The sequence below is a fragment of the Pseudonocardia sp. ZF1 genome, assembly GCF_056835605.1.
Genome location: NZ_JAJNBY010000001.1, coordinates 5,076,747 through 5,096,015, shown reverse-complemented (window position 1 = coordinate 5,096,015; position 19,269 = coordinate 5,076,747). Strand labels below are relative to the sequence as shown.

Genomic DNA, 19,269 nt, shown 5'->3' with positions numbered 1-19,269 from the left:
CGCCCAGGATGCCCGGGCACGGGTGGCACACTGGTGAGGTGAGCACTGGTGAGGTGGGTGTCGAGGTCGGCGACTCCGGTGACGAGCGGGCGGAGACGCCGCAGCCCCGGGTGACACCCGCGCCGTCGCACCTGTTCGACGCGGTGGACGAGGCGCGGGCCGCGGCCGTCGAGGAGGCGGCCGACGAGCTGGGTGACGAGGCGGCCGTGGCCGCCGTCGGCGCGCACCTGGGCACGACCGTCGAGGACGACGGCTCGGTCACCCATTCCTTCGCCGCACACCTGCCCGGCTACCGCGGCTGGCGGTGGGCGGTCACCGTCGCCGCCGCGGCCGGTGACGGGCCGGTGACGGTCTCGGAGTCGGTGCTGCTGCCCGGCTCGACCGCGCTCGTCGCGCCCGACTGGGTGCCGTGGGACCAGCGCGTGCGCCCCGGTGACCTCAAGCCCGGCGACCTGCTGCCCACCCCGGCCGACGACCCCCGCCTGGTGCCGGGTTATGTCGACTCCGGGGACCCGGCCGTCGACGCGCTGGCCCGCGAGGTCGGCCTCGGCCGCGAGCGGGTGCTGTCGTTCGAGGGCCGCGTCGCCGCCGCCGAGCGCTGGCAGGACGGGGAGCGCGGCCCGGCCGCCGACCTCGCCCGGTCCGCCCCCGCGTCCTGCGGGACCTGCGGGTTCCTGGTGCCGCTCGCCGGGTCGCTGCAGGGCGTGTTCGGGGTCTGCGCGAACGGCTCCTCCCCGGCCGACGCCCAGGTCGTCGCCGTCGGCTTCGGCTGCGGTGCGCACTCCTCGGTCGCCGAGCAGCCCGGCTCCCCGGTCCACGTCTCGGCCCTGGTCTACGACGACGGCGTCGACCTCGAGCCGGTCGGGTCCTGAGCCCTCCCGGCGTCGCGGACGGCACCGACCCGTTCGGCACGGCGGCGCTGCGGGACGGGGTCCTGGCGGCCTGGTCGTCGTCGCCGACCCGGTTCCGTGAGGACGTCAACGCCGAGGACGACCTGCGCCGCGGCGGGTACGCCGACACCTGGGTCGCCGAGCTGCTCCAGAACGCCGCCGACGCCGCGCTGGCCGCGGACCTGCCCGGCCGGGTCCGGGCCGTCGTGGTGGACGGTGAGCTGCGCGTCGCCAACACCGGTGCCCCGCTCGCCGCCCCCGGGGTCGCCGCGCTCGCCGCGCTGCGGGCCTCGGCCAAGCGGGACGCCGCCGGAGCGACCGGCCGGTTCGGCGTCGGGTTCGCCGCCGTGCTCGCCGTCTGTACGGCCCCCCGGCTGGTGACGGCGGCCGGGGCCGTCGCGTTCTCGGCCGCGCGGACCGCGGTCGAGGTGGCCGGGCTGGGCGGTGCCGCGGCCGCCGAGCTGGCCCGCGACGCCCGGGTGCCGGTGCTGCGGCTGGCCTGGCCCGCGCCGGAGGAGGAACCGCCGCCGCCCGGGTTCGCCACCGAGGTCCGGCTGCGCCCGGCGCCCGGCACCGACCCGCACCACCTGCTCGACGAGCTCGCCCGCACCGCCGGGGACCTGCTGCTGGCCCTGCCCGGCCTGGAGTCGGTCACGGCGGGCCCGGTGACCGTCGCCCGCACCGACCTCGGCGACGGCCGGGTGCGCGTCGGCGACGCCGGGTACCTGCTGGTCACCGGGGACGCGGGCGTCCGCTGGGCGCTGCCGCGCCGCGGCGACCGGCCCGCCCCGTACGGACCCGACGACGGCGAGGTCCTGCACGCCCCCACCCGCAGCGCCGAGCAGCTGTCGCTGCCCGCCCGGCTGGTCGCACCGCTCCCGCTCGACCCGGACCGCCGCCGGATCCGTGCCGACGACCCGGGCGTCGACGTGCTGGTCGACGCCGCGGCGGCCGCCTACGCCGACCTCGTCCGGCGCGTCGGCCCCGCCGACCGCACCGCCCTGGTGCCGGAGCCGGGCTTCCCGCGCTCACCGCTCGACGGCCGGCTTCGCGAGGCGGTCACCGCGGCGCTGACCCGCACCCCGTGGCTCCCAGCCGCCACGGGCGACGCGGACGTGCTCGCACCGGAGCGGGCCGAGTGGCTCGACGTGCCCGCCGACGGGCTGCCCGAGCTGCTCGCCGCGACCGGTCCGGCGTTCGCCCGGCTCGTCGCGTCCGGGGTCCTCCCGCCCGCCGGGCTCGGCGTGGACCGGGTCGGCCCCGCCGCGCTGGCGGAGCGGCTCACCGGCCTCGAGGCGGATCCGGGCCGGTGGCGGGAGCTGTACGCGGCGCTCGCCCCCGCCGCCGACACCGTCCCGGGGCTGGCCGCCGAGCTGGGCGCGCTGCCCGTCCCGCTCGTCGACGGCCGCCTGGTGCCCGGGCCCGCCTCGGTGCTGCTCCCCGTCGGGGGCGACCCGGCCGGGGCGGCGGCGCTCCCCGAGCTGCGGATCGCCCACCCCGGCGCCGTCCACCCGCTGCTGCGCCGCCTCGGCGCCGCCGACGCCGACCGCGACACCCTGCTCGACGCGCCCGCGCTGCACGCCGCCGTCGAGCGGTCCGTCGACGACGCCGAGGCGGGCCTGGACACCACCGCGGCGGCCCGCGCCGTCCTCGCCCTGCTCGACACCCCCGGCGCCGCGCCGGACCCGCGGTTCGGGGCCCTCGCCCTCACCGACGAGGACGGCCGCCCCGCCCGCGCCGACGAGCTCGTCCTGCCCGACGCCGCCCTCCGGGACCTGCTCGACCCGGACGCCCCCGTCGGGGTGCTGGGGCCGGAGTGGGCCGACGTGCCCCGCGACGCCCTGGTCGCCGCCGGCGTGCTGGACCGGTTCACGGTCGTCGCGTTCGACCCCGACGTGCTGCACGACGCCGAGCACTACCCCGGCGACGGCGACCCCCCGCCCGCCGTACGCGACCTCGACCTCGTCGCCGACGACCGCTGGCCCGCGGCGCTGGCCCTGCTCGCCGGCGACCGCGACACCCGGGCCGCGCTGCTCACCGGGTACACCGCCTGGTGGCTGTCGCGCCACGTCCGCCTCGGCGGCCGGCTGGCCGGCACGTGGCGGCTGCGCTCGGCGACCGGGCTGGCCGGGCTCTACGACGAGGTCGGGGCCCTGCCCGGCGTCGACGACGCGGTGCTCGCCGCCGCCGGCGTCCGGGACCGGGTCGTCGTCGACGGGCCGGACGAGGTCACCGAGCTGCTCGACCGGCTGGCCGACCCGGCGCGCGCGGTGACCGGGGAGGTCGCCGCGGCCGCCTACTCCGCGCTCGCCGCGGCCGTCGCCGACGGCCGGGTGGACCTCGACGACGTCGACCCACCGGACCGGGTCCGCACGGTGACCGGGTCGGTCGCGCCGACCGACCGCGCCGTCGTCCTCGACGCGCCGTGGGTGCTGCCCGCGCTGGACGCGCTGCCCGCCGTCCCCGGCGGGCCCGACCCCGCCGCCCTCGCGGAGCTGCTCGACGTGCCGCTGGCCTCGGACCGGGTCGCCGGGACCGCCCGCGGCACCGGCACCCCCGGCCCGTGGACGGCCGACCCCGAGGTCGTCCTGGCGCTGGCCGCGCTGGGGGAGACCGCGCCCCCGGGGCGGCTGCACCGGCACGACGAGCTGGTCGTCGACCTCGACGACGGCGGGACGGTGACCGTCCCGGCCTGGCCCGGCCGCGGCGACGACTGGCACGCCGCGGACCCGCTGCGGGCGCTGGTGGCTGCGCTGGCGCTCCGGCGCCGTGTCAGGATGCTCGGGTGAGTGAGCGACTGCCCCGACGGGTCGCGGTGCTGTCGGTGCACACCTCCCCGACCGAGCAGCCCGGCACCGGCGACGCCGGTGGGATGAACGTCTACGTCGCGCAGACGGCGATCCGGATGGCCCGCCGCGGCGTCCAGGCGGAGATCTTCACCCGCGCCACGTCGTCGGAGCAGCCACCGACGGTCGAGCTGGAGCCCGGCGCGACGGTCCGGTTCGTCGCCGCGGGCCCCTTCGAGGGCCTCGGCAAGGACGACCTGCCGAGCCAGCTGTGCGCCTTCACCGCGGGGGTGCTGCGGGCCGAGGCCCGCCACGACCCGGGCTGGTACGACGTCGTGCACTCCCACTACTGGCTGTCCGGCCAGGTCGGCTGGCTGGCCCGGGACCGCTGGGGGGTGCCGCTGGTGCACTCCGCGCACACCCTGGCCAAGGTCAAGAACGCCGCGCTCGCCGCCGGGGACACCCCCGAGCCGCGGGTGCGGGTGATCGGCGAGGACCAGGTCGTCGCCGAGGCCGACCGGCTGGTGGCGAACACCGAGATCGAGTCGAAGCAGCTGCTGGACCTCTACGACGCCGACCCGCGCCGCACCGTCACCATCCCGCCCGGGGTGGACACCGACCGCTTCCGGCCCGGGGACCGCGCCGCGGCCCGCGCCGAGCTGGGCCTGCCCGCCGGGGCGGTGGTGCTGGCGTTCGTCGGGCGCATCCAGCGGCTCAAGGCCCCCGACGTGCTGCTGCGCGCCGCGGCCGAGCTGGCCGCGCGCGCGCCGGGGCTGCGGGAGCGCCTCGTCGTGCTCGTCGCGGGCGGGCCGTCCGGGTCGGGGCTGGCCGAGCCGACGTCGCTGCACGAGCTGGCGGCCGAGCTGGGGATCACCGACCTCGTCCGGTTCCTGCCGCCCCGGGCCGGCGACGAGCTGGTGACGGTCTACCGGGCGGCCGACGTCGTCGCCGTCCCGAGTCACAACGAGTCCTTCGGGCTGGTCGCGCTGGAGGCCCAGGCGTGCGGGACGCCGGTGGTGGCGACCCGGGTGGGCGGGCTGCCGGTCGCCGTCGCCGAGGGCCGGTCCGGGCTGCTCGTCACCGGGCACGACATCTCCGACTGGGCCGACGCGCTGGGCGAGCTCGCGCTCGACCCGGGCCGTCGAGAGCAGATGGGGCGGACCGCGGCGACGCACGCGCACCGCTTCTCCTGGGACCGCACGACCGACGCCCTGCTGGGCGCCTACGACGAGGCCCGCACCGAGTTCGCGGCGCGGCGACGGGGGGACGTATGAGCGACCTGGAGCAGCGGATCGGGGCCGCGCTGGCCGACTCCGGCGCCGAGCACGTCCACCGCGGGCCCGGGCAGTGGCTGGTCACCCTCCCCGGCGAGGCCCGGCTCCAGACCCAGACCTGGCTGATCCTGCGCGAGCAGACCCTCGCGGTGCAGGCGTTCGTGTGCCGCAGGCCCGATGAGAACCACGAGGGCGTCTACCGGTTCATGCTGCTGCGCAACGCCAAGCTCTACGGCGTGCACTACTGCCTGGACCGGGTCGGGGACATCCACCTCGTCGGGCGGCTGGCCCGCCACGCCGTCACCGCGGACGAGCTCGACCGTGTCCTCGGCTCGGTGCTGGAGGCCGCCGACGGCGACTTCAACACCTTCCTGGAGCTCGGCTTCGCCTCCTCGATCCGCCGCGAGTACGCCTGGCGCAGCGAGAACGGCGAGTCGACCGCGAACCTGACCGCGTTCGAGCACCTCTTCCGGTGACCCGCGGGTAACTTTTCACCGCGCCACGACGACGGTACGGGCGCGGTGCCTCTAGCATGACGCCGAACCCGGCCGGATCTCCGCGCCGTCCGTCCCCCGCAGGACCTCGCGAAGGAGCGAACCTTGTCGTTGCGCAGCCCGTACCCGGACGTCGAGATCCCTGACGTCTCTCTCACCGAGTTCCTGTTCGCCGACGGGTTCGGCGACCGGGCGGACGCGCCGGCGATCGTCGACGGCACCACCGGTGACCAGCTGACCTACACCGAGTTCCACGGCCTGGTCGAGAAGATCGCCGGCGGGCTCGCCGCCCGCGGCATCGGCACCGGCGACGTCGTCGCGCTGTTCGCGCCGAACCTGCCGCAGTGGGCGGCGCTGTTCCACGGCATCCTGCGCGCCAACGGCATCGTGACCAGCGCGAACTCGATGTACACCGGCGGCGAGCTGGCCCACCAGCTGAAGGACTCCGGCGCGAAGATGGTCATCACCGTCTCGCCGTTCCTCGACCGGGCCGTGGCCGGGGCGAAGGAGGCGGGACTGTCCGAGGACGTCGTGCTCACCATCGACGCCACCGAGGGCCACGACTCGCTCCGCGATCTCGTCGGCTCCGGCGCCCCGGCCCCCGAGCTGACGACCACCGCGACCGACACCGCGGTGCTGCCGTACTCGTCGGGCACCACCGGCCTGGCCAAGGGCGTGGTGCTGACCCACCGCAACCTGGTGGCGAACCTGCTCCAGATCCAGGCCATGGGCGACGTGACCAGCGAGACCAAGATCATGGCGTTCCTGCCGTTCTTCCACATCTACGGCATGACCGTGATGATGAACCAGGGTCTGCACGCGCGCGCCACCGTCGTCACCATGCCGAAGTTCGACCTCGAGCAGTTCCTGACCATCACCCAGGACCTGCAGGTCGACCGGCTCTACATCGCCCCGCCGGTCGCCGTCGCGCTGGCCAAGCACCCGATCATCGACAAGTTCGACCTGTCCTGCGTGAAGACGATCTTCTCCGGTGCCGCCCCGCTGGACGGCGAGCTCGGCCGCGCCGTCGCCAAGCGGCTGGACTGCACCGTGCTGCAGGGCTACGGCATGACCGAGCTGTCCCCGGTCAGCCACTGCATGCCCGACGACCGCGGCGACCTCGACCTGAACTCGTCGGGCTTCGCGCTGCCGAACATCGAGTGCAAGCTGGTCGACCCGGAGTCCGGCGAGGAGGTCGGCGTCGGCGAGCGCGGCGAGCTGTGGGTGAAGGGCCCGAACGTGATGGTCGGGTACCTCAACAACTCCGAGGCGACCGACGCCACCAAGGACGCCGACGGCTTCCTGCACACCGGTGACATCGCCGTCGTCGACGACGAGGGCGTCTACTCGATCGTCGACCGGGTCAAGGAGCTCATCAAGTACAAGGGCTACCAGGTGCCGCCCGCCGAGCTGGAGGCGCTGCTGCTGACCCACGACAAGATCGCCGACACCGCGGTCATCGGGGTCAAGGACGCCGACGGCGAAGAGGTCCCGAAGGCGTTCGTGGTGAAGCAGGCCTCAGGTGAGGACCTGACCGAGGACGACGTCATGGGCTTCGTCGCCGAGAAGGTCGCGCCGCACAAGAAGGTGCGCGTGGTCGAGTTCATCGACCAGATCCCGAAGTCGGCCTCGGGCAAGATCCTGCGCAAGGACCTGCGGGCCCGGGAGAACGAGAGGGCCTGACCCTTCCGAACGGCCGGGACGGCGCCGTGACCTGCAGCGATGCGGGGGCGGCGCCGTTCCGTCGTCTGTGGGTGCGGGCCGGCCCCCCCCGGTCAGACCGCCGCCTCGAAGGTCACGCTCGCGCCCGCCGCGTGGTCCGACCCCTCGACGTCCTCGCCCTCGGCGTCGACGGCGGTGAGTGTGACGGTCACGACGAACTCCCGCACGGGCGCGGGGGTCAGGGGGAAGACCAGGTCGAAGCGGGCGGTGCCGCCCGGCGGCAGCCGCACCTCCGGTGTGCTCTCCTCGGCGTGCGCGGTCAGCTCGGCGCCGTCGGCGGTGGCGCCGACGTCCAGCCCGGTGAGGTCGGCGGGCGACCCGGTCGGGTTGGTCAGGGTCACGGTGACCGTCGCCGTGCGCGCGCCCGCGCCCCCGGGGCCCCCGCCGCGCGGCGGGGACACGTCGACGACGCTGCCGCCGGGGAAGGTGTGCGGCCGTCCGAAGCCGCCGGCGACCGGGGCGTGCCCCGCAGGCCCCGCGGGGCCGTCGGCGTCCGCGGCGTCGGCCTCCGCGGCGGCGCGGGCGGCGACCTCGGAGCGGTCGACGGTGGTGGAGCACCCGGCGGCGGCGAGCAGGGCCAGGGCGAGGGCGAGCAGGGCACGCAGCGGTCGGGGCATCGTGTGCCTTCCGGGAGGGGAACCGGTGCCCGGGACGCCGGGCGTCGCACGGGGCGGGATCACCATCGCGCGCCACCGGCCGGTGGCCCCGGGACTTCCGGCCCGGTCCCGGCGGGACCTTCGTCCCGCCGTGTCCGGGAGCGGCCCCGGCGCGGCTAACGCCGTCGCGGTGACGCGCGAGCCCCGGCCCATGGGGACGACGACCACCTCCCGGCGGCGTGGCCCGGACCCGGCGCCGCCGCCGGGGCGGGTCGTGGCGGTGGACGCCGCCCGCGGCCTCGCGCTGATCGGGATGATCGCGGTGCACCTGTTCTCCGAGTCCGGCCCGGACGGCGCCGCCTCACCGGTCCAGAGCGTGCTCGCCGGGCGGGCCGCGCCGCTGTTCGCCGTCCTCGCCGGGGCCGCCGTCGCCTTCACGACCGGCCGCGCCCGCGTCACCGGGGCCCGCGCCGCCCGGGTCGCGGCGGCCCGGCTCGGCACCCGCGCCGTGCTGGTCTGCCTGATCGGCCTGGCACTGGGCTCGTTCGACACCGACCGCAGCCCCGGCGTCATCCTGGTGTTCTACGGCGTGCTGTTCGTCCTGGCCGTGCCGCTCGTACTGCTGCCGACCCGCGTGGTGCTCGCCGTCGGGGTCGCCTCCGCCTGCGTGATGCCGGTGGTGAGCCACCTGGCCCGCACGCACCTGCCCGCCCCGCTGGGGACCGATCCGTCGTTCGTGTCGGTCGCCACCGAGCCGCTCACAGCGCTGCGCGAGGTGTTCCTGACCGGCAACTACCCGGTCGCGACGTGGTTCGCCTACGTCTGCGTCGGACTCGTCGTCGGGCGGCTGGACCTGTCGTCGCGACGGGTGGCGTTGCGTCTCGTCGCCGCAGGCACCGCCGCCGCGGCCGCCGCCTGGTGGGCGTCGTGGCTGCTGCTGCACCCGCTCGGGGGTCTGTCCCGGCTGCTCGCACTGCCGCTGGGCACCGAGGACCCGGTGTCGGAGCTGCTGTCCGTGGGCGCGGGAGGGGTCGTGCCCACCGACAGCTGGTGGTGGCTGGCCGTGCTCGGCCCGCACACCGGCACCACCCCGCAGGTCGTGCAGTCGTCCGGGATCGCCGTCGCCGTCGTCGGTGCGCTGTGCCTCGCGGCGGGGCTGCCGGGCCGGGCCGGGCACGTGGTGGCGGTGGTGACGGCACCGCCGGCCGCCATGGGGTCGATGACGCTGACCCTGTACTGCACCCACGTGCTGTACCTGATCTCCCCGTACGCGCGGACGGACTCGGTGCCGGCCTTCGTCGCCGAGATCGCCTGCTACGCCGTGTTCGCCACGATGTGGCGGACTCGGTTCCGGCGCGGCCCACTGGAGGGGCTGGTCGGCGGACTCGTCGGGCGCGCCGGGGTGTGGGCCGGTGGCCGGGGGGCCGGCGTCCGACGTGCGCCGGACCCCTCGGCCCGGTCCGGGGTACGGGATCCCGCCACCGCGGACGGGGTACCGGAGCCCGCGTCCGAGGGGTCGGCGGAGCCGTAGGCCCCGCCGAGGGTGCTGCCGCCGGTGTGCGTGGTGCCCTCAGCCGGCCGCGGTGTCCTCCGGGGTCTCGCCGAAGGCCCGGGCGTAGGCCGTCCGGAACAGGGCCGGCCGGACGAATCCCCACCGGCCGGCGACCAGGTCCACCGGCACCGCCGGACCTGCGTCGCGCAGCGCGGCACGCACACCGTCGAGCCGGGCCCGCCACAGCACGGCGGCCGGGTCCGTCCCGGCCCGCCGCAGCCCGGCGACGGCGGCCCGGGCCGGGCCCCCGGTCAGCCGGGCCAGCTCAGCGGGGTCGAACGGCCGGTGCGCGTGGGTGCGCAGGTGCTCGGTCACGCTGCGGACCAGACGGGAGGGCAGGGCCGGGGTGCGTGCGCTCCCGCGCCGGCCGGCCTCGTCGAGCACGGTGTTCGGGAACGTCTCCAGGAACCGCGAGGCCAGCAGCCCGAACGCCTCGTCGAGGGCGACGGACCCGTCCAGCAGCATCGGGTTGCCGAGCACCCGGTCGCGCACGTGCACCACGGTCGTGGCCCAGCGCCGCGCGTGCGCCCCGCTCAGCGGGGTGATCCCGGACAGTCGCACCCGGTCGACCGCGACGCCGTGCACCTGCCCGGCCCAGCGGGTCAGGCCCGCTGTGTCGAGGGCGACGACGTCGAGGTCGATGTCCTCGGCGAGGTCCCGGAAGCGGCCCTCGGGCGGGAGCACGCCGACGTCGCCGGGCTGCAGCAGCACGGTGCCGTACGCCTCGGTGTCCAGGCGCATGCGTCCGCCCTGCACCAGATCGATCATGAAGGCGTTCTCGACCGGGTCGACCGTCGCGTCGATCTCGGCGGTGACCCACAGATCGCTCAGCGAGAACCCCGGGGCGGCGACGGTCTCGTTCCCCATTTCGAAGTCGCGGCCGTCGCCCAACGGCCGTACGACCGCGCCTGCGTAGAACTCCGCGGCGAACCGTTCGACGTCGGCCGCCGACCCCATGCGCAGGCTCAGCCGTCGCACTCCGTTGCCGGGCGATTGTCCGTCCACTCGCCCTCCACCGGTGCACCGGGTGATCGGATGCGGAAAGTTACCCCGTGACCGGGCGTCGGCGCGACCCGCGCCACCGCGGAACGGTCGGGGCCCGGCCGTAGCCTCCACCCATGGCGACCCCCTGGACGATCACCGTCGACTGTGCCGACGCACGCCTGCTCGCGGAGTTCTGGAGTGCCGCGCTCGGCTACGCCCCCGCCCCTCCGCCGACCGGGTTCGAGAGCTGGGAGGCGTGGATGGTCCACCACGAGGTGCCCGCCGACGAGTGGGGTGACGTCGCCGCGATCAGCGACCCGGACGGCGCGGGCCCGCGGATCTCGTTCCTGCGGGTCGACGAGCCGCGCACGGTGAAGAACCGGTTGCACCCGGACCTGCAGGTCTCCGGCGGCCGGCACCTGCCCGCCGAGCTGCGCGGCGAGCGCCTGGCGGCGGAGGCACGACGGCTGTGCGCGCTCGGCGCCCGGGTCGTCGAGGAGCACCTGTCCCCGGGTTCTCCACATGTGGACCACCTGTGGATGGCCGACCCGGAGGGCAACGACTTCTGCATCGTGTGAGCCCACCGCGGGTATCCGCCGATCATGGGAACGAAGGACGGCACGGTCGCGATCGTCACCGGAGTGGGCTCGGGCATCGGCGCCGCCACCGCGCGGCGGTTCGCGGCGGACGGGGCCACGGTCGTGCTGACCGGGCGGACGAAGGAGAAGCTCGACGACGTGGTGGCCGGCGCCGACCCGGCGGTCGCCGACCGGATGCACGTGCTGGTCGCCGACTCGTCCGACGAGGAGGCGATCACCCACCTCGTCGACGAGGTCGCGTCCGGCTTCGGGCGGCTGGACACGCTGGTCAACAACGCGGCGGTGGCCCGGCCGGGCACCGCGGTGCAGACCTCGACCGAGCAGTGGCGGTTTGTGCACGCCGTCGACGTCGACGGGGTCTTCTTCGCGTCCCGCGCCGCGGTGCCGCACCTGCGCGCGACCCGGGGCTCGATCGTGAACGTGACCTCGGTGTCCGGGCTGGGCGGGGACTGGGCGAACGTCGCCTACAACTCGGCGAAGGGCGCCGTCGTCAACCTCACCCGGGCGATGGCGCTCGACCACGGCGGCGAGGGGATCCGGGTCAACGCGGTCAGCCCGTCGCTGACCCACACGGAGATGACCGAGGGCATGACCGGCGACGAGGACCTGATGGCCCGCTTCGCCGACCGCATCCCGATGGGCCGCGGCGGCGACCCCGCCGAGGTCGCCGACGTGATCGCCTTCCTCGCCGGGCCCGACGCGCGGTTCGTCACCGGGGTCAACCTGCCCGTCGACGGCGGGCTGTCCGCGTCGAACGGGCAGCCGCGGATGTCCTGACCGGGTCAGGGGGCGTCGGCGAGGTCCGCGACGTCGCCGGCGCAGCCCCAGGACAGGGTGATGCCGGAACCGCCGTGCCCGTAGTCGTGGATCACCCGCGGCCGGGTCGCGGTGGCGGGCTCGGCCTCCAGCCGCACCTCCGGGCGGGCCGGGCGCAGGCCCGCGAGGTGCTCCAGGACCTCGGCGTCGCGCAGGGCGGGGACGATGTCGCGGCAGCGTCGCAGGATCGCCTCGCCGGCGGCCGGGTCCGGCGTCGCGTCCCAGACGCCGTCGTCGAGGGTGCCGCCGAGGACGCAGTCGTGCGCGCGGGGGTGCACGTACGCGCGTCCGCCGGGGTGCGCCTCGTCGCGGACCGACATCGTCAGGCCGGGGTTGGTGACACGCACGATCCGTCCCCGCACCGGGGTCACCGTGGTGTCACCGACCAGGGTCCGCGCGCCCATCCCGGAGCAGTGCACGACGAGGTCGGCGTCCCGCCCGGCCTCGTCGAGCGAGGTGACGCGGCGGCGTTCCAGGACGATCCCGAGGCGCCCGGCCTCGGCGGCCAGCCAGGGCAGGTGCACCGGCATCTCGACCAGCGGCACGGCGAAACGCAGGCCGTGGGCGTAGCCGGGTGGCAGCTCGCCGGGCCGGGCCGGGCGGGCCCCGCCGACGGCGTCGGCCCACCACTGCGGTTCCGGCTCGGTCCGGTAGAGGGTCAGCGACTCCCGCATCACGACGCCGGGGACGCCGTCGGCGGCCTGTCGGGCCAGCTCGGTGAAGGTGCGCCGGCCCCAGTCGAGGACCTTGTCCCGCGGCCCGGCGCGGGTCGGGAACCACACGGCCGCGGCCAGGTGCGACGTCGACGCCTCCACCGGTGCGTCGGCCAGCACCCGCACCGACCAGCCCCGCTCCCGCAGCCGGACCGCGCAGCTCAGGCCCGCGATCCCGGCGCCGACCACCACCGCCCGCCGGTTGCCTCCCATGCCGGCGATCCTCGCAGCCACCGGCCCCGGATCGTCATTCGGACGTCGACGCCCGGCCACCCGCGGGGCGCACACTCGGCCCGTGACCGCACCGCTGCTGACCGGCCCGGCACTGGCCCGCCGGGCCGCGCTCGTCCTCGCCGTCCCGCTGCAGGCCGCGCTGGGCGCCCGGCTGCTCGACGACGCCGACCCGGCCGCCGGGGTCGCGTTCACCGTCGACGAGCTCGCCGACGGCGGCGCGGGCGGTGCGCACGCCGGTGCGCTGGCCGTCGGGCTGGAGGTGGCCGCGCTGCTCGCGGTCCTGCCGCACCTCACCGAGGCCGAGCACGCGGTGTCGGTGTCCACCGCGGTCACGCTGCCCGCGCAGGCCCCGCGGGGCCGGGAGCTCGCGTTCCGCGGAACGCTCGACCGGCGCACCGGCCGCTCCGCGTTCGCCGCGGTGACGGCCGTCTGCGACGGCGTCGTGGTCGCCCGGGCCCAGGTCGTGAAGGCCGTCGTCGGCCTTCAGCCGGGGTAGGCGGCGTCGAAGAACGCCAGCTCCAGGTCCACCGCGCGCACGAACAGCGCCGCCACCCGCTCCCGGTGGGTGGGGTCGAGGCGGTCGGCGGCGCGGTCGAGCTCGTCGCGCAGGAACGCGACCCACTCCTCGAACTCGACGCCGCGGTGCAGCTCGATCCACTCACGGGAGATCCGGTCGTCGGGGGTGGTGGCGCCCGGCCGGGTCGCCCAGTCCAGGTACAGCCACTCGGCGACGACCAGCACGGCCAGCGCCTCGGCGTACCCGGCGTCGCGGGCGGAGTCCATCAGGTCGACGAACCCGACGGTCGGCGCGGTCCGCTCCGGCTCGGTGTTCCCGTCCAGCTCACCGAGCGAGCGCTCGAAGTAGTCGTTCTCCGGGCCCGCGACCAGCCCCAGCTGACGGGCCAGCCGGACCCGCGGGCCGGGCCGGTCGGCCGTCGCGACGGCGGCGCCGAGCAGCGCGAGGAACGAGTCGACGAACTGCAGGTCCTGCTCCAGGTAGTGCCGCAGCACGCCGCGGTCCAGGCTGCCGTACCACAGCTCGTCGACGAACCGGTGTCCGACCGCCGCGTCCCAGGTCGCGGCCGTCGACTCGCGCAGCTGCACGCTGAATCCCATGCCGCCCAGGCTAGGCGCAGCCCCCCGGACGCGGCCCGGGGTGTGACAACGGGCGACACCCGGGTGACCATTGCGCAACGCACCGGACACCGCCGGCTGTGGCACCGAGGAGGGGAGGCGCCATGACGGAGACCGTGAACCGGCCGGAGGCCGGTGGCGAGCTGAAGGCGGGGCTGCGCGACCGGCACGTCACGATGATCAGCATCGCCGGGGTGATCGGCGCCGGGCTGTTCATCGGCTCCGGCAGCGCGATCGCCACCGCGGGCCCCGCGGTGCTGCTGGCCTACCTCTTCGCCGGGACGCTGGTCGTGCTGGTGATGCGGATGCTCGGCGAGATGGCGGCCGCGCAGCCGGACTCCGGCTCGTTCTCCACCTACGCCGACCGGGCGATCGGGCCGTGGGCCGGGTTCACCGTCGGCTGGCTGTACTGGTGGTTCTGGGTCCTCGTGATCCCGGTGGAGGCGACGGCGGCCGCGGTCATCCTCAACTCGTGGCTGCCGGGGGTGCCGCAGTGGGGCTGGGCGCTGGCCGTCACCGTGCTGCTGACGGTGACCAACCTGTTCTCCGTCGCCAACTACGGCGAGTTCGAGTTCTGGTTCGCCCTCCTCAAGGTGGTCGCGATCATCGCGTTCATCGTCGTCGGGGTGCTCGCGGTGCTGGGCCTGCTGCCCGGCTTCGTCGGCGACGACTCGTCGGTGTCGGGGCTGTCCCGGCTGGTGTCCGAGGGCGGGTTCCTGCCGAACGGGCCGGGCGCGGTGGTCGCCGCGGTGCTGGTGACGATGTTCAGTTTCATGGGCACCGAGATCGTCACGATCGCGGCCGCGGAGTCCGGCGACCCGGCCCGCGGGATCGGCCGGGCCACCCGCTCGGTGATCTGGCGGATCGCGGTGTTCTACCTGGCCTCGATCCTGCTCGTCGTCGCGATCGTGCCGTGGAACGACCCGCGGCTACCCGAGGTCGGCTCCTACCAGGCGGCCCTGGAGGCGCTGGGCGTCCCGTCGGCCAAGCTGATCGTCGACGTCGTGGTGCTCGTCGCCGTCGCCAGCTGCCTGAACTCGGCGCTGTACACGGCGTCGCGGATGCTGTTCTCCCTCGGTCGCCGCGGGCAGGCCCCGGACCTGGTCAACCGGACCACCGGGCAGGGCGTGCCGCGGTTCGCGGTGCTCGGGTCGACGCTGGTCGGGTTCGTCGCGGTGATCGCGAACTACGCCTTCCCGGAGGAGGTCTTCGCCGCGCTGCTCGCGACCTCCGGCGCGATCGCACTGCTGGTCTACCTGGTCATCGCGGTGTCCCAGCTGCGGATGCGCCGGGTGCTGGAGCGCGACGGCGTCGCGATGCCGGTGCGGATGTGGGGCTACCCGGTGCTCACCTGGGCGGTGATCGTCGTGATCCCGGTGGTGCTCGTCTACATGGCCACCCGCGAGGGCTCGCGCTTCGAGCTGGGCATGACCGCGCTCATCGCGGCCGGCGTCGTGGGTGTCGGCGTGCTGCTCACCCGGCGTCGCGCGCGGGCTGCCGTGCGGTGACCCCACGGCGCTCGCCTACGGTGATCACGCGCGAGGGGGTGGGGCGATGACGGCGCGAGCACTGGTCCGCAACGGGGCCATGCCGCTGTGGCAGCAGCTGTTGGCGGACCTGCGCCGCCGGCTGTCCGACGGCGAGTTCGACGAGGCGCTGCCCGGCGAGTTCGCGCTGGCCGCCGACTACGGGGTCAGCAGGCACACCGTGCGCGAGGCGCTGCGCCGGCTGCGGGACGACGGCGCCGTCGTCGCCGGGCGGGGGCGGGTCGCCCGCCCGACCGTGCGCTCGGAGATCGAGCAGCCGCTCGACGAGCCGTACTCGCTCTACGTGGCGGTCGAGTCCGCCGGGCGCACCCAGCGCAGCGTGGTGCGGACCTTCGAGGTCCGCGCCGACGGCGTGGTCGCGGCCCGGATGGGGCTGGAGGAGTCCACGCCGCTGGTGCACCTGGAGCGGCTGCGTCTCGCCGACGCCGAGCCGCTCGCCGTCGACCGGGTGTGGCTGCCCGAGGAGCTGGCGGCGCCGCTGCTCGACGTCGACTTCACCCACACCGGCATCTACCCCGAGTACCGGCGCCGCTGCGGGATCCGCGTCGACGGCGGCATGGAGAACATCCGGGCCGTGCTGCCCGGGCGCGGCGAGCGGGAGCTGCTCGGCATCGACGAGGGCGTCGCCGCCCTGTCGATCGAGCGGCTCGGCCTGTCCGCCGGGCGCCCCGTGGAGTGGCGGCACACCCTCGTCCGCGGCGACCGGTTCTCGGTCACCGCCCGGTTCTCGTCCCGCTCGGGTTACCGGGTGGACCTCAACGAGCCCGGCTGAGACGGGCTCAGGCCGGGACCGAGACGCCGATCCCGCCGCGGGTGTCCGCGCCGTAGCGGGCGATCTCGGCCGCGATGTCGAGCGGCTCGATGCGCATGTCGTGGTCGTCGCCGTCGATCAGGGCCGCCGGGACCAGCCAGCACACCTCGAACTCCAGACCGTCGGGGTCCTTCGCGTAGAGCGCCTTGGTCGTGCCGTGGTCGGAGGCGCCGACCAGCGCCCCGGCCGCCTGCAGCCGCTCGCCGATCCGGGCGAGCTCGCCGAGCGTGTCGACCTCCCACGCCAGGTGGTAGAGCCCGACGGTCCCGCGGCCCGCCTGCGAGGCCCCGGCCTGCGCGCCGATCCCGAACAGGGCGAGGTCGTGGTCGTTGGTCGAGCCCTCGGCCTGCAGGAACGCGCCGCGCCCGCCCGGGAGCTCGACGACCGGGCGGAAGCCGAGGGTGTCGCGGTAGAAGCCGACGCTGCGCGGGACGTCGCGGACGTAGAGGACGGCGTGGTTGAGTCGCTGGACGGGCACGGCTGCTCCTTTGGTTGAACTCTCAATCGACTACGGTACGCGGTGTCCCGTGAGAGTTCAACGAGTCACCAGCCAGGTCAGGACCACGGCCGAGCGGGTGTGGTCGACGTTGGCCGCGAGCCGCAGCCGCTCCAGAGCGTCCTCCAGGGACCGCACGTCGCGCGAGCGCAGCAGGACCAGTGCGTCGGCCTCCCCGGTGACCGTCCCCGCCGTGACGACCTCGGGCACCGCCGACAGCATCCGCTGCAGCTCGGCCGGGGCCACCGTGCCGCGGCAGAACAGCTCGACGTAGGCCTCCACGCCCGGGCCCTGCTCGACGTCGGGGTCCACCTGCACGGTGAAGCCCCGCACCACGCCGCGGGCGGTCAGCCGGTCCACCCGGCGTCGCACCGCCGACGCCGACAGGCCCACCCGCTCGCCCAGCTCGGCCCAGCCGGCCCGCCCGTCGACCCGGAGGAGGTCCAGCAGTCTGCGGTCGATCGCGTCGATCCCGTCCACGACGCCGGATGCTAGACCGGAGCGCGCGGAACCAGCGCCGAACCGGGACGGCACGCGCAGATCGTGCGCCCGAAGCCGGGAAACGCACGGGGTAGGCGCGCCATGCTGTGCCCATGACCTCTGTGCTGATGTGCCGCCCCGAGCACTTCACGGTGAGCTACCGGATCAACCCCTGGATGCGTCCGGAGCAGGCGACCGACACCCGGCTCGCGCTGGCGCAGTGGGAGACCCTGCACGCGGTCTACCGCGACCTCGGGTTCGACGTCCGGCTCGTCGACCCGCTGCCCGGGTACCCGGACATGGTCTACGCCGCCAACGGCGGCACCGTGATCGACGGGACCGCGCTCACCGCCCGGTTCCGGCACACCGAGCGCGCCGCCGAGGGGCCTGCGTACGGCGCGTGGTTCCGGGCCGCCGGGTTCGCCGTGCACGAGGCCCGCCACGTCAACGAGGGCGAGGGCGACCTGCTGCTCGTCGGCGACACCGTCTACGCCGGCACCGGGTTCCGCACCGACCCGCGCGCGCACGCCGAGGCCGCGGAGGTGTTCGGCCGCGAGGTCGTGTCCCTGCAGCTGGTCGACCCGCGCTACTACCACCTCGACACCGCGTTCGCGGTGCTCGACCCGGCCGGCGGGCCGGGCGCGGTCGCCTACCTGCCCGGCGCGTTCGACGACGCCTCCCAGGAGGTGCTGCGGTTCCGCTTCCCCGACGCGGTGGTCGTCTCCGACGACGACGCGGCGGTGCTGGGCCTGAACTGCTTCTCCGACGGGCGCACCGTCGTCCACGCGCCCCAGGCCGAGAAGTTCGCCGCCGACCTGGCCGAGCGCGGGTTCGGCACCGTCGGCGTCGACACCTCGGAGCTGCGCCGGGGCGGCGGCGGGATCAAGTGCGCCACGCTGGAGCTGCGGTCGTGACCGCCGTGGTCCCGGGCACCGACCCGCAGATCGCCCTCGCCGAGGAGTTCGGCGTACGGAACTACGCGCCGTTGCCGGTCGTGCTGTCCCACGGCGACGGCGCCTGGGTCACCGACGTCGACGGCGTCCGCTACCTCGACGCGCTGGCGGGCTACTCCGCGCTCAACTTCGGGCACCGCCACCCCGCGCTCACCGCGGCCGCGCACGCCCAGCTCGACACGCTCACCCTGACCGCGCGGGCGTTCCACAACGACCGGCTGCCGGCGTTCCAGCGCGACCTCGCCGCGCTGACCGGCACCGAGGCCGTCCTGCCGATGAACACCGGCGCGGAGGCCGTCGAGTCCGCGGTGAAGGTCGCCCGCGCCTGGGGGTACCGGGTGAAGGGCGTGCGGCCGGGGGCGGCGCGGATCGTCGTCGCCGGGGGGAACTTCCACGGCCGTACGACGACGGTGGTCTCCTTCTCCGACGACCCGGTCGCCCGCGACGACTTCGGCCCGTTCACCCCCGGCTTCGACCGCGTCCCCTACGGCGACGCCGACGCGCTGGCCGCCGCGCTCACCGACGACACCGTCGCGGTGCTCCTCGAACCGGTCCAGGGCGAGGCCGGGGTGCTCGTGCCGCCACCCGGTTACCTGCGCGCGGTCCGCGAGCTCACCGAGCGGCGGGGCGTGCTGCTGGTCTGCGACGAGATCCAGTCCGGGCTCGGCCGGGCCGGGGCCACGCTGTGCACCGACCTGTCGGGGGTGCGCGCCGACCTCTACACCCTCGGCAAGGCGCTCGGCGGTGGGATCGTGCCGGTCAGCGCCGTCGTCGGGCGGCGCGACGTGCTCGGCGTGCTGCGCCCCGGCGAGCACGGCTCCACCTTCGGCGGCAACCCGCTCGCCGCCGCCGTCGGGTCCGCGGTGTGCGCGCTGCTGGCGACGGGGGAGTACCAGGCGCGGGCCCGTGAGCTCGGCGCGCACCTGGACGCGCGGCTGCGCGCGCTGCCCGGGCTCACCGCCGTGCGCGGGGTGGGGCTGTGGTCCGGCGTCGACGTCGACCCGCGGATCGGCACCGGCCGCGACGTGTGCGTCGCACTCGCCCGGCGCGGGGTGCTGGCCAAGGAGACCCACGGCGTCACCGTGCGGCTGTCCCCGCCGCTGGTCGTCACCCACGACGAGGTGGACGTGCTGGTGGACACGTTCGGGGCCGTGCTCGCCGACCTCTCCCGCGGGTAGGTGGCAGGCT

The 19,269-nt window shown here is 75.8% G+C and carries 19 protein-coding genes; 13 read left to right on the top strand and 6 right to left on the bottom strand.

Annotation, left to right across the window (positions count from 1 at the left end; all coding sequences use genetic code 11):
- Positions 1-38 precede the first annotated feature (38 nt).
- From ZF1_RS24510 to ZF1_RS24490, 5 genes are all read left to right on the top strand, one after another.
- The gene (locus ZF1_RS24510) at positions 39-872 is read left to right on the top strand and encodes a DUF3027 domain-containing protein (RefSeq protein WP_312888742.1); all 834 of its coding nucleotides are present in this window, start codon (positions 39-41) and stop codon (positions 870-872) included.
- Entirely contained in the window at positions 869-3,679 is a 2,811-nt protein-coding gene (locus ZF1_RS24505) for a sacsin N-terminal ATP-binding-like domain-containing protein (RefSeq protein WP_482638753.1), read from the top strand. The genes ZF1_RS24510 and ZF1_RS24505 overlap by 4 nt, the downstream gene beginning before the upstream one ends.
- A complete protein-coding gene (gene mshA / locus ZF1_RS24500) occupies positions 3,676-4,950 on the top strand; it encodes a D-inositol-3-phosphate glycosyltransferase (RefSeq protein WP_073576591.1) in 1,275 nt (424 codons plus the stop codon). Before ZF1_RS24505 ends, mshA begins: the two co-directional genes overlap by 4 nt.
- Positions 4,947-5,426, top strand: coding sequence for a type III secretion system chaperone family protein (locus ZF1_RS24495; RefSeq protein ID WP_073576590.1), 480 nt, complete (start codon positions 4,947-4,949; stop codon positions 5,424-5,426). The genes mshA and ZF1_RS24495 overlap by 4 nt, the downstream gene beginning before the upstream one ends.
- Positions 5,427-5,549: 123 nt before the next feature.
- On the top strand, positions 5,550-7,127 hold the full coding sequence (locus tag ZF1_RS24490) for an AMP-binding protein (RefSeq protein WP_482638440.1): 1,578 nt from the start codon (positions 5,550-5,552) through the stop codon (positions 7,125-7,127).
- A 92-nt stretch (positions 7,128-7,219) separates the two neighbouring features.
- Here ZF1_RS24490 and ZF1_RS24485 read toward each other — a convergent pair whose 3' ends face one another.
- Complete coding sequence (locus ZF1_RS24485) at positions 7,220-7,783, bottom strand: LEA/WHy family protein (RefSeq protein ID WP_482638439.1); 564 nt, start codon at positions 7,781-7,783, stop codon at positions 7,220-7,222.
- Positions 7,784-7,973: 190 nt separating this feature from the next.
- Between ZF1_RS24485 and ZF1_RS24480 the strand changes: the two genes are divergently transcribed.
- Entirely contained in the window at positions 7,974-9,293 is a 1,320-nt protein-coding gene (locus ZF1_RS24480) for a heparan-alpha-glucosaminide N-acetyltransferase domain-containing protein (RefSeq protein ID WP_482638438.1), read from the top strand.
- Between the two features lie 39 nt (positions 9,294-9,332).
- Here the strand turns inward: ZF1_RS24480 and ZF1_RS24475 are convergent, their stop codons facing one another.
- A complete protein-coding gene (locus ZF1_RS24475) occupies positions 9,333-10,319 on the bottom strand; it encodes a helix-turn-helix domain-containing protein (protein ID WP_482638437.1) in 987 nt (328 codons plus the stop codon).
- A 113-nt stretch (positions 10,320-10,432) separates the two neighbouring features.
- Between ZF1_RS24475 and ZF1_RS24470 the strand changes: the two genes are divergently transcribed.
- Both ZF1_RS24470 and budC read left to right on the top strand, forming a co-directional pair.
- Entirely contained in the window at positions 10,433-10,876 is a 444-nt protein-coding gene (locus ZF1_RS24470) for a VOC family protein (protein WP_100878794.1), read from the top strand.
- Between the two features lie 24 nt (positions 10,877-10,900).
- Positions 10,901-11,674, top strand: a complete 774-nt coding sequence (gene budC, locus ZF1_RS24465; RefSeq protein WP_482638436.1) for a meso-2,3-butanediol dehydrogenase — start codon at positions 10,901-10,903, stop codon at positions 11,672-11,674.
- A 5-nt stretch (positions 11,675-11,679) separates the two neighbouring features.
- On the opposite strand, the gene ZF1_RS24460 is transcribed toward budC, so the two are convergent.
- Entirely contained in the window at positions 11,680-12,639 is a 960-nt protein-coding gene (locus ZF1_RS24460) for an FAD-dependent oxidoreductase (protein ID WP_482638435.1), read from the bottom strand.
- Positions 12,640-12,721: 82 nt separating this feature from the next.
- Between ZF1_RS24460 and ZF1_RS24455 the strand changes: the two genes are divergently transcribed.
- Positions 12,722-13,156 (top strand): thioesterase, FlK family, encoded by a 435-nt coding sequence (locus ZF1_RS24455; protein ID WP_482638434.1) that lies wholly within the window; start codon positions 12,722-12,724, stop codon positions 13,154-13,156.
- On the opposite strand, the gene ZF1_RS24450 is transcribed toward ZF1_RS24455, so the two are convergent.
- Entirely contained in the window at positions 13,144-13,776 is a 633-nt protein-coding gene (locus tag ZF1_RS24450) for a TenA family protein (RefSeq protein WP_482638433.1), read from the bottom strand. The two genes, ZF1_RS24455 and ZF1_RS24450, sit on opposite strands and share 13 nt — an antisense overlap.
- A gap of 122 nt (positions 13,777-13,898) precedes the next feature.
- On the opposite strand from ZF1_RS24450, the gene gabP reads away from it, so the two are divergent.
- Together gabP and ZF1_RS24440 are read left to right on the top strand one after the other, a co-directional pair.
- Entirely contained in the window at positions 13,899-15,302 is a 1,404-nt protein-coding gene (gabP, locus tag ZF1_RS24445) for a GABA permease (protein ID WP_062398084.1), read from the top strand.
- A gap of 46 nt (positions 15,303-15,348) precedes the next feature.
- On the top strand, positions 15,349-16,113 hold the full coding sequence (locus ZF1_RS24440) for a GntR family transcriptional regulator (RefSeq protein WP_345640370.1): 765 nt from the start codon (positions 15,349-15,351) through the stop codon (positions 16,111-16,113).
- A gap of 7 nt (positions 16,114-16,120) precedes the next feature.
- Here the strand turns inward: ZF1_RS24440 and ZF1_RS24435 are convergent, their stop codons facing one another.
- Positions 16,121-16,630, bottom strand: coding sequence for a VOC family protein (locus tag ZF1_RS24435; RefSeq protein ID WP_100878790.1), 510 nt, complete (start codon positions 16,628-16,630; stop codon positions 16,121-16,123).
- 57 nt (positions 16,631-16,687) lie between these two features.
- Positions 16,688-17,119 (bottom strand): Lrp/AsnC family transcriptional regulator, encoded by a 432-nt coding sequence (locus ZF1_RS24430; RefSeq protein ID WP_226368258.1) that lies wholly within the window; start codon positions 17,117-17,119, stop codon positions 16,688-16,690.
- 122 nt (positions 17,120-17,241) lie between these two features.
- Between ZF1_RS24430 and ddaH the strand changes: the two genes are divergently transcribed.
- A complete protein-coding gene (gene ddaH, locus ZF1_RS24425) occupies positions 17,242-18,042 on the top strand; it encodes a dimethylargininase (RefSeq protein ID WP_178375901.1) in 801 nt (266 codons plus the stop codon).
- Positions 18,039-19,259, top strand: a complete 1,221-nt coding sequence (gene rocD, locus ZF1_RS24420; RefSeq protein ID WP_482638432.1) for an ornithine--oxo-acid transaminase — start codon at positions 18,039-18,041, stop codon at positions 19,257-19,259. Before ddaH ends, rocD begins: the two co-directional genes overlap by 4 nt.
- Positions 19,260-19,269 lie beyond the last annotated feature (10 nt).

Coding starts and splice junctions, on each gene's coding strand:
- ZF1_RS24485 (WP_482638439.1), bottom strand. CDS start 7,783: ATGCCCCGACCGCTGCGTGCCCTGCTCGCCCTCGCCCTGGCCCTGCTC.
- ZF1_RS24460 (WP_482638435.1), bottom strand. CDS start 12,639: ATGGGAGGCAACCGGCGGGCGGTGGTGGTCGGCGCCGGGATCGCGGGC.
- ZF1_RS24480 (WP_482638438.1), top strand. CDS start 7,974: ATGGGGACGACGACCACCTCCCGGCGGCGTGGCCCGGACCCGGCGCCG.
- ZF1_RS24440 (WP_345640370.1), top strand. CDS start 15,349: ATGACGGCGCGAGCACTGGTCCGCAACGGGGCCATGCCGCTGTGGCAG.
- ddaH (WP_178375901.1), top strand. CDS start 17,242: ATGACCTCTGTGCTGATGTGCCGCCCCGAGCACTTCACGGTGAGCTAC.
- ZF1_RS24470 (WP_100878794.1), top strand. CDS start 10,433: ATGGCGACCCCCTGGACGATCACCGTCGACTGTGCCGACGCACGCCTG.
- budC (WP_482638436.1), top strand. CDS start 10,901: ATGGGAACGAAGGACGGCACGGTCGCGATCGTCACCGGAGTGGGCTCG.
- ZF1_RS24450 (WP_482638433.1), bottom strand. CDS start 13,776: ATGGGATTCAGCGTGCAGCTGCGCGAGTCGACGGCCGCGACCTGGGAC.
- gabP (WP_062398084.1), top strand. CDS start 13,899: ATGACGGAGACCGTGAACCGGCCGGAGGCCGGTGGCGAGCTGAAGGCG.
- ZF1_RS24495 (WP_073576590.1), top strand. CDS start 4,947: ATGAGCGACCTGGAGCAGCGGATCGGGGCCGCGCTGGCCGACTCCGGC.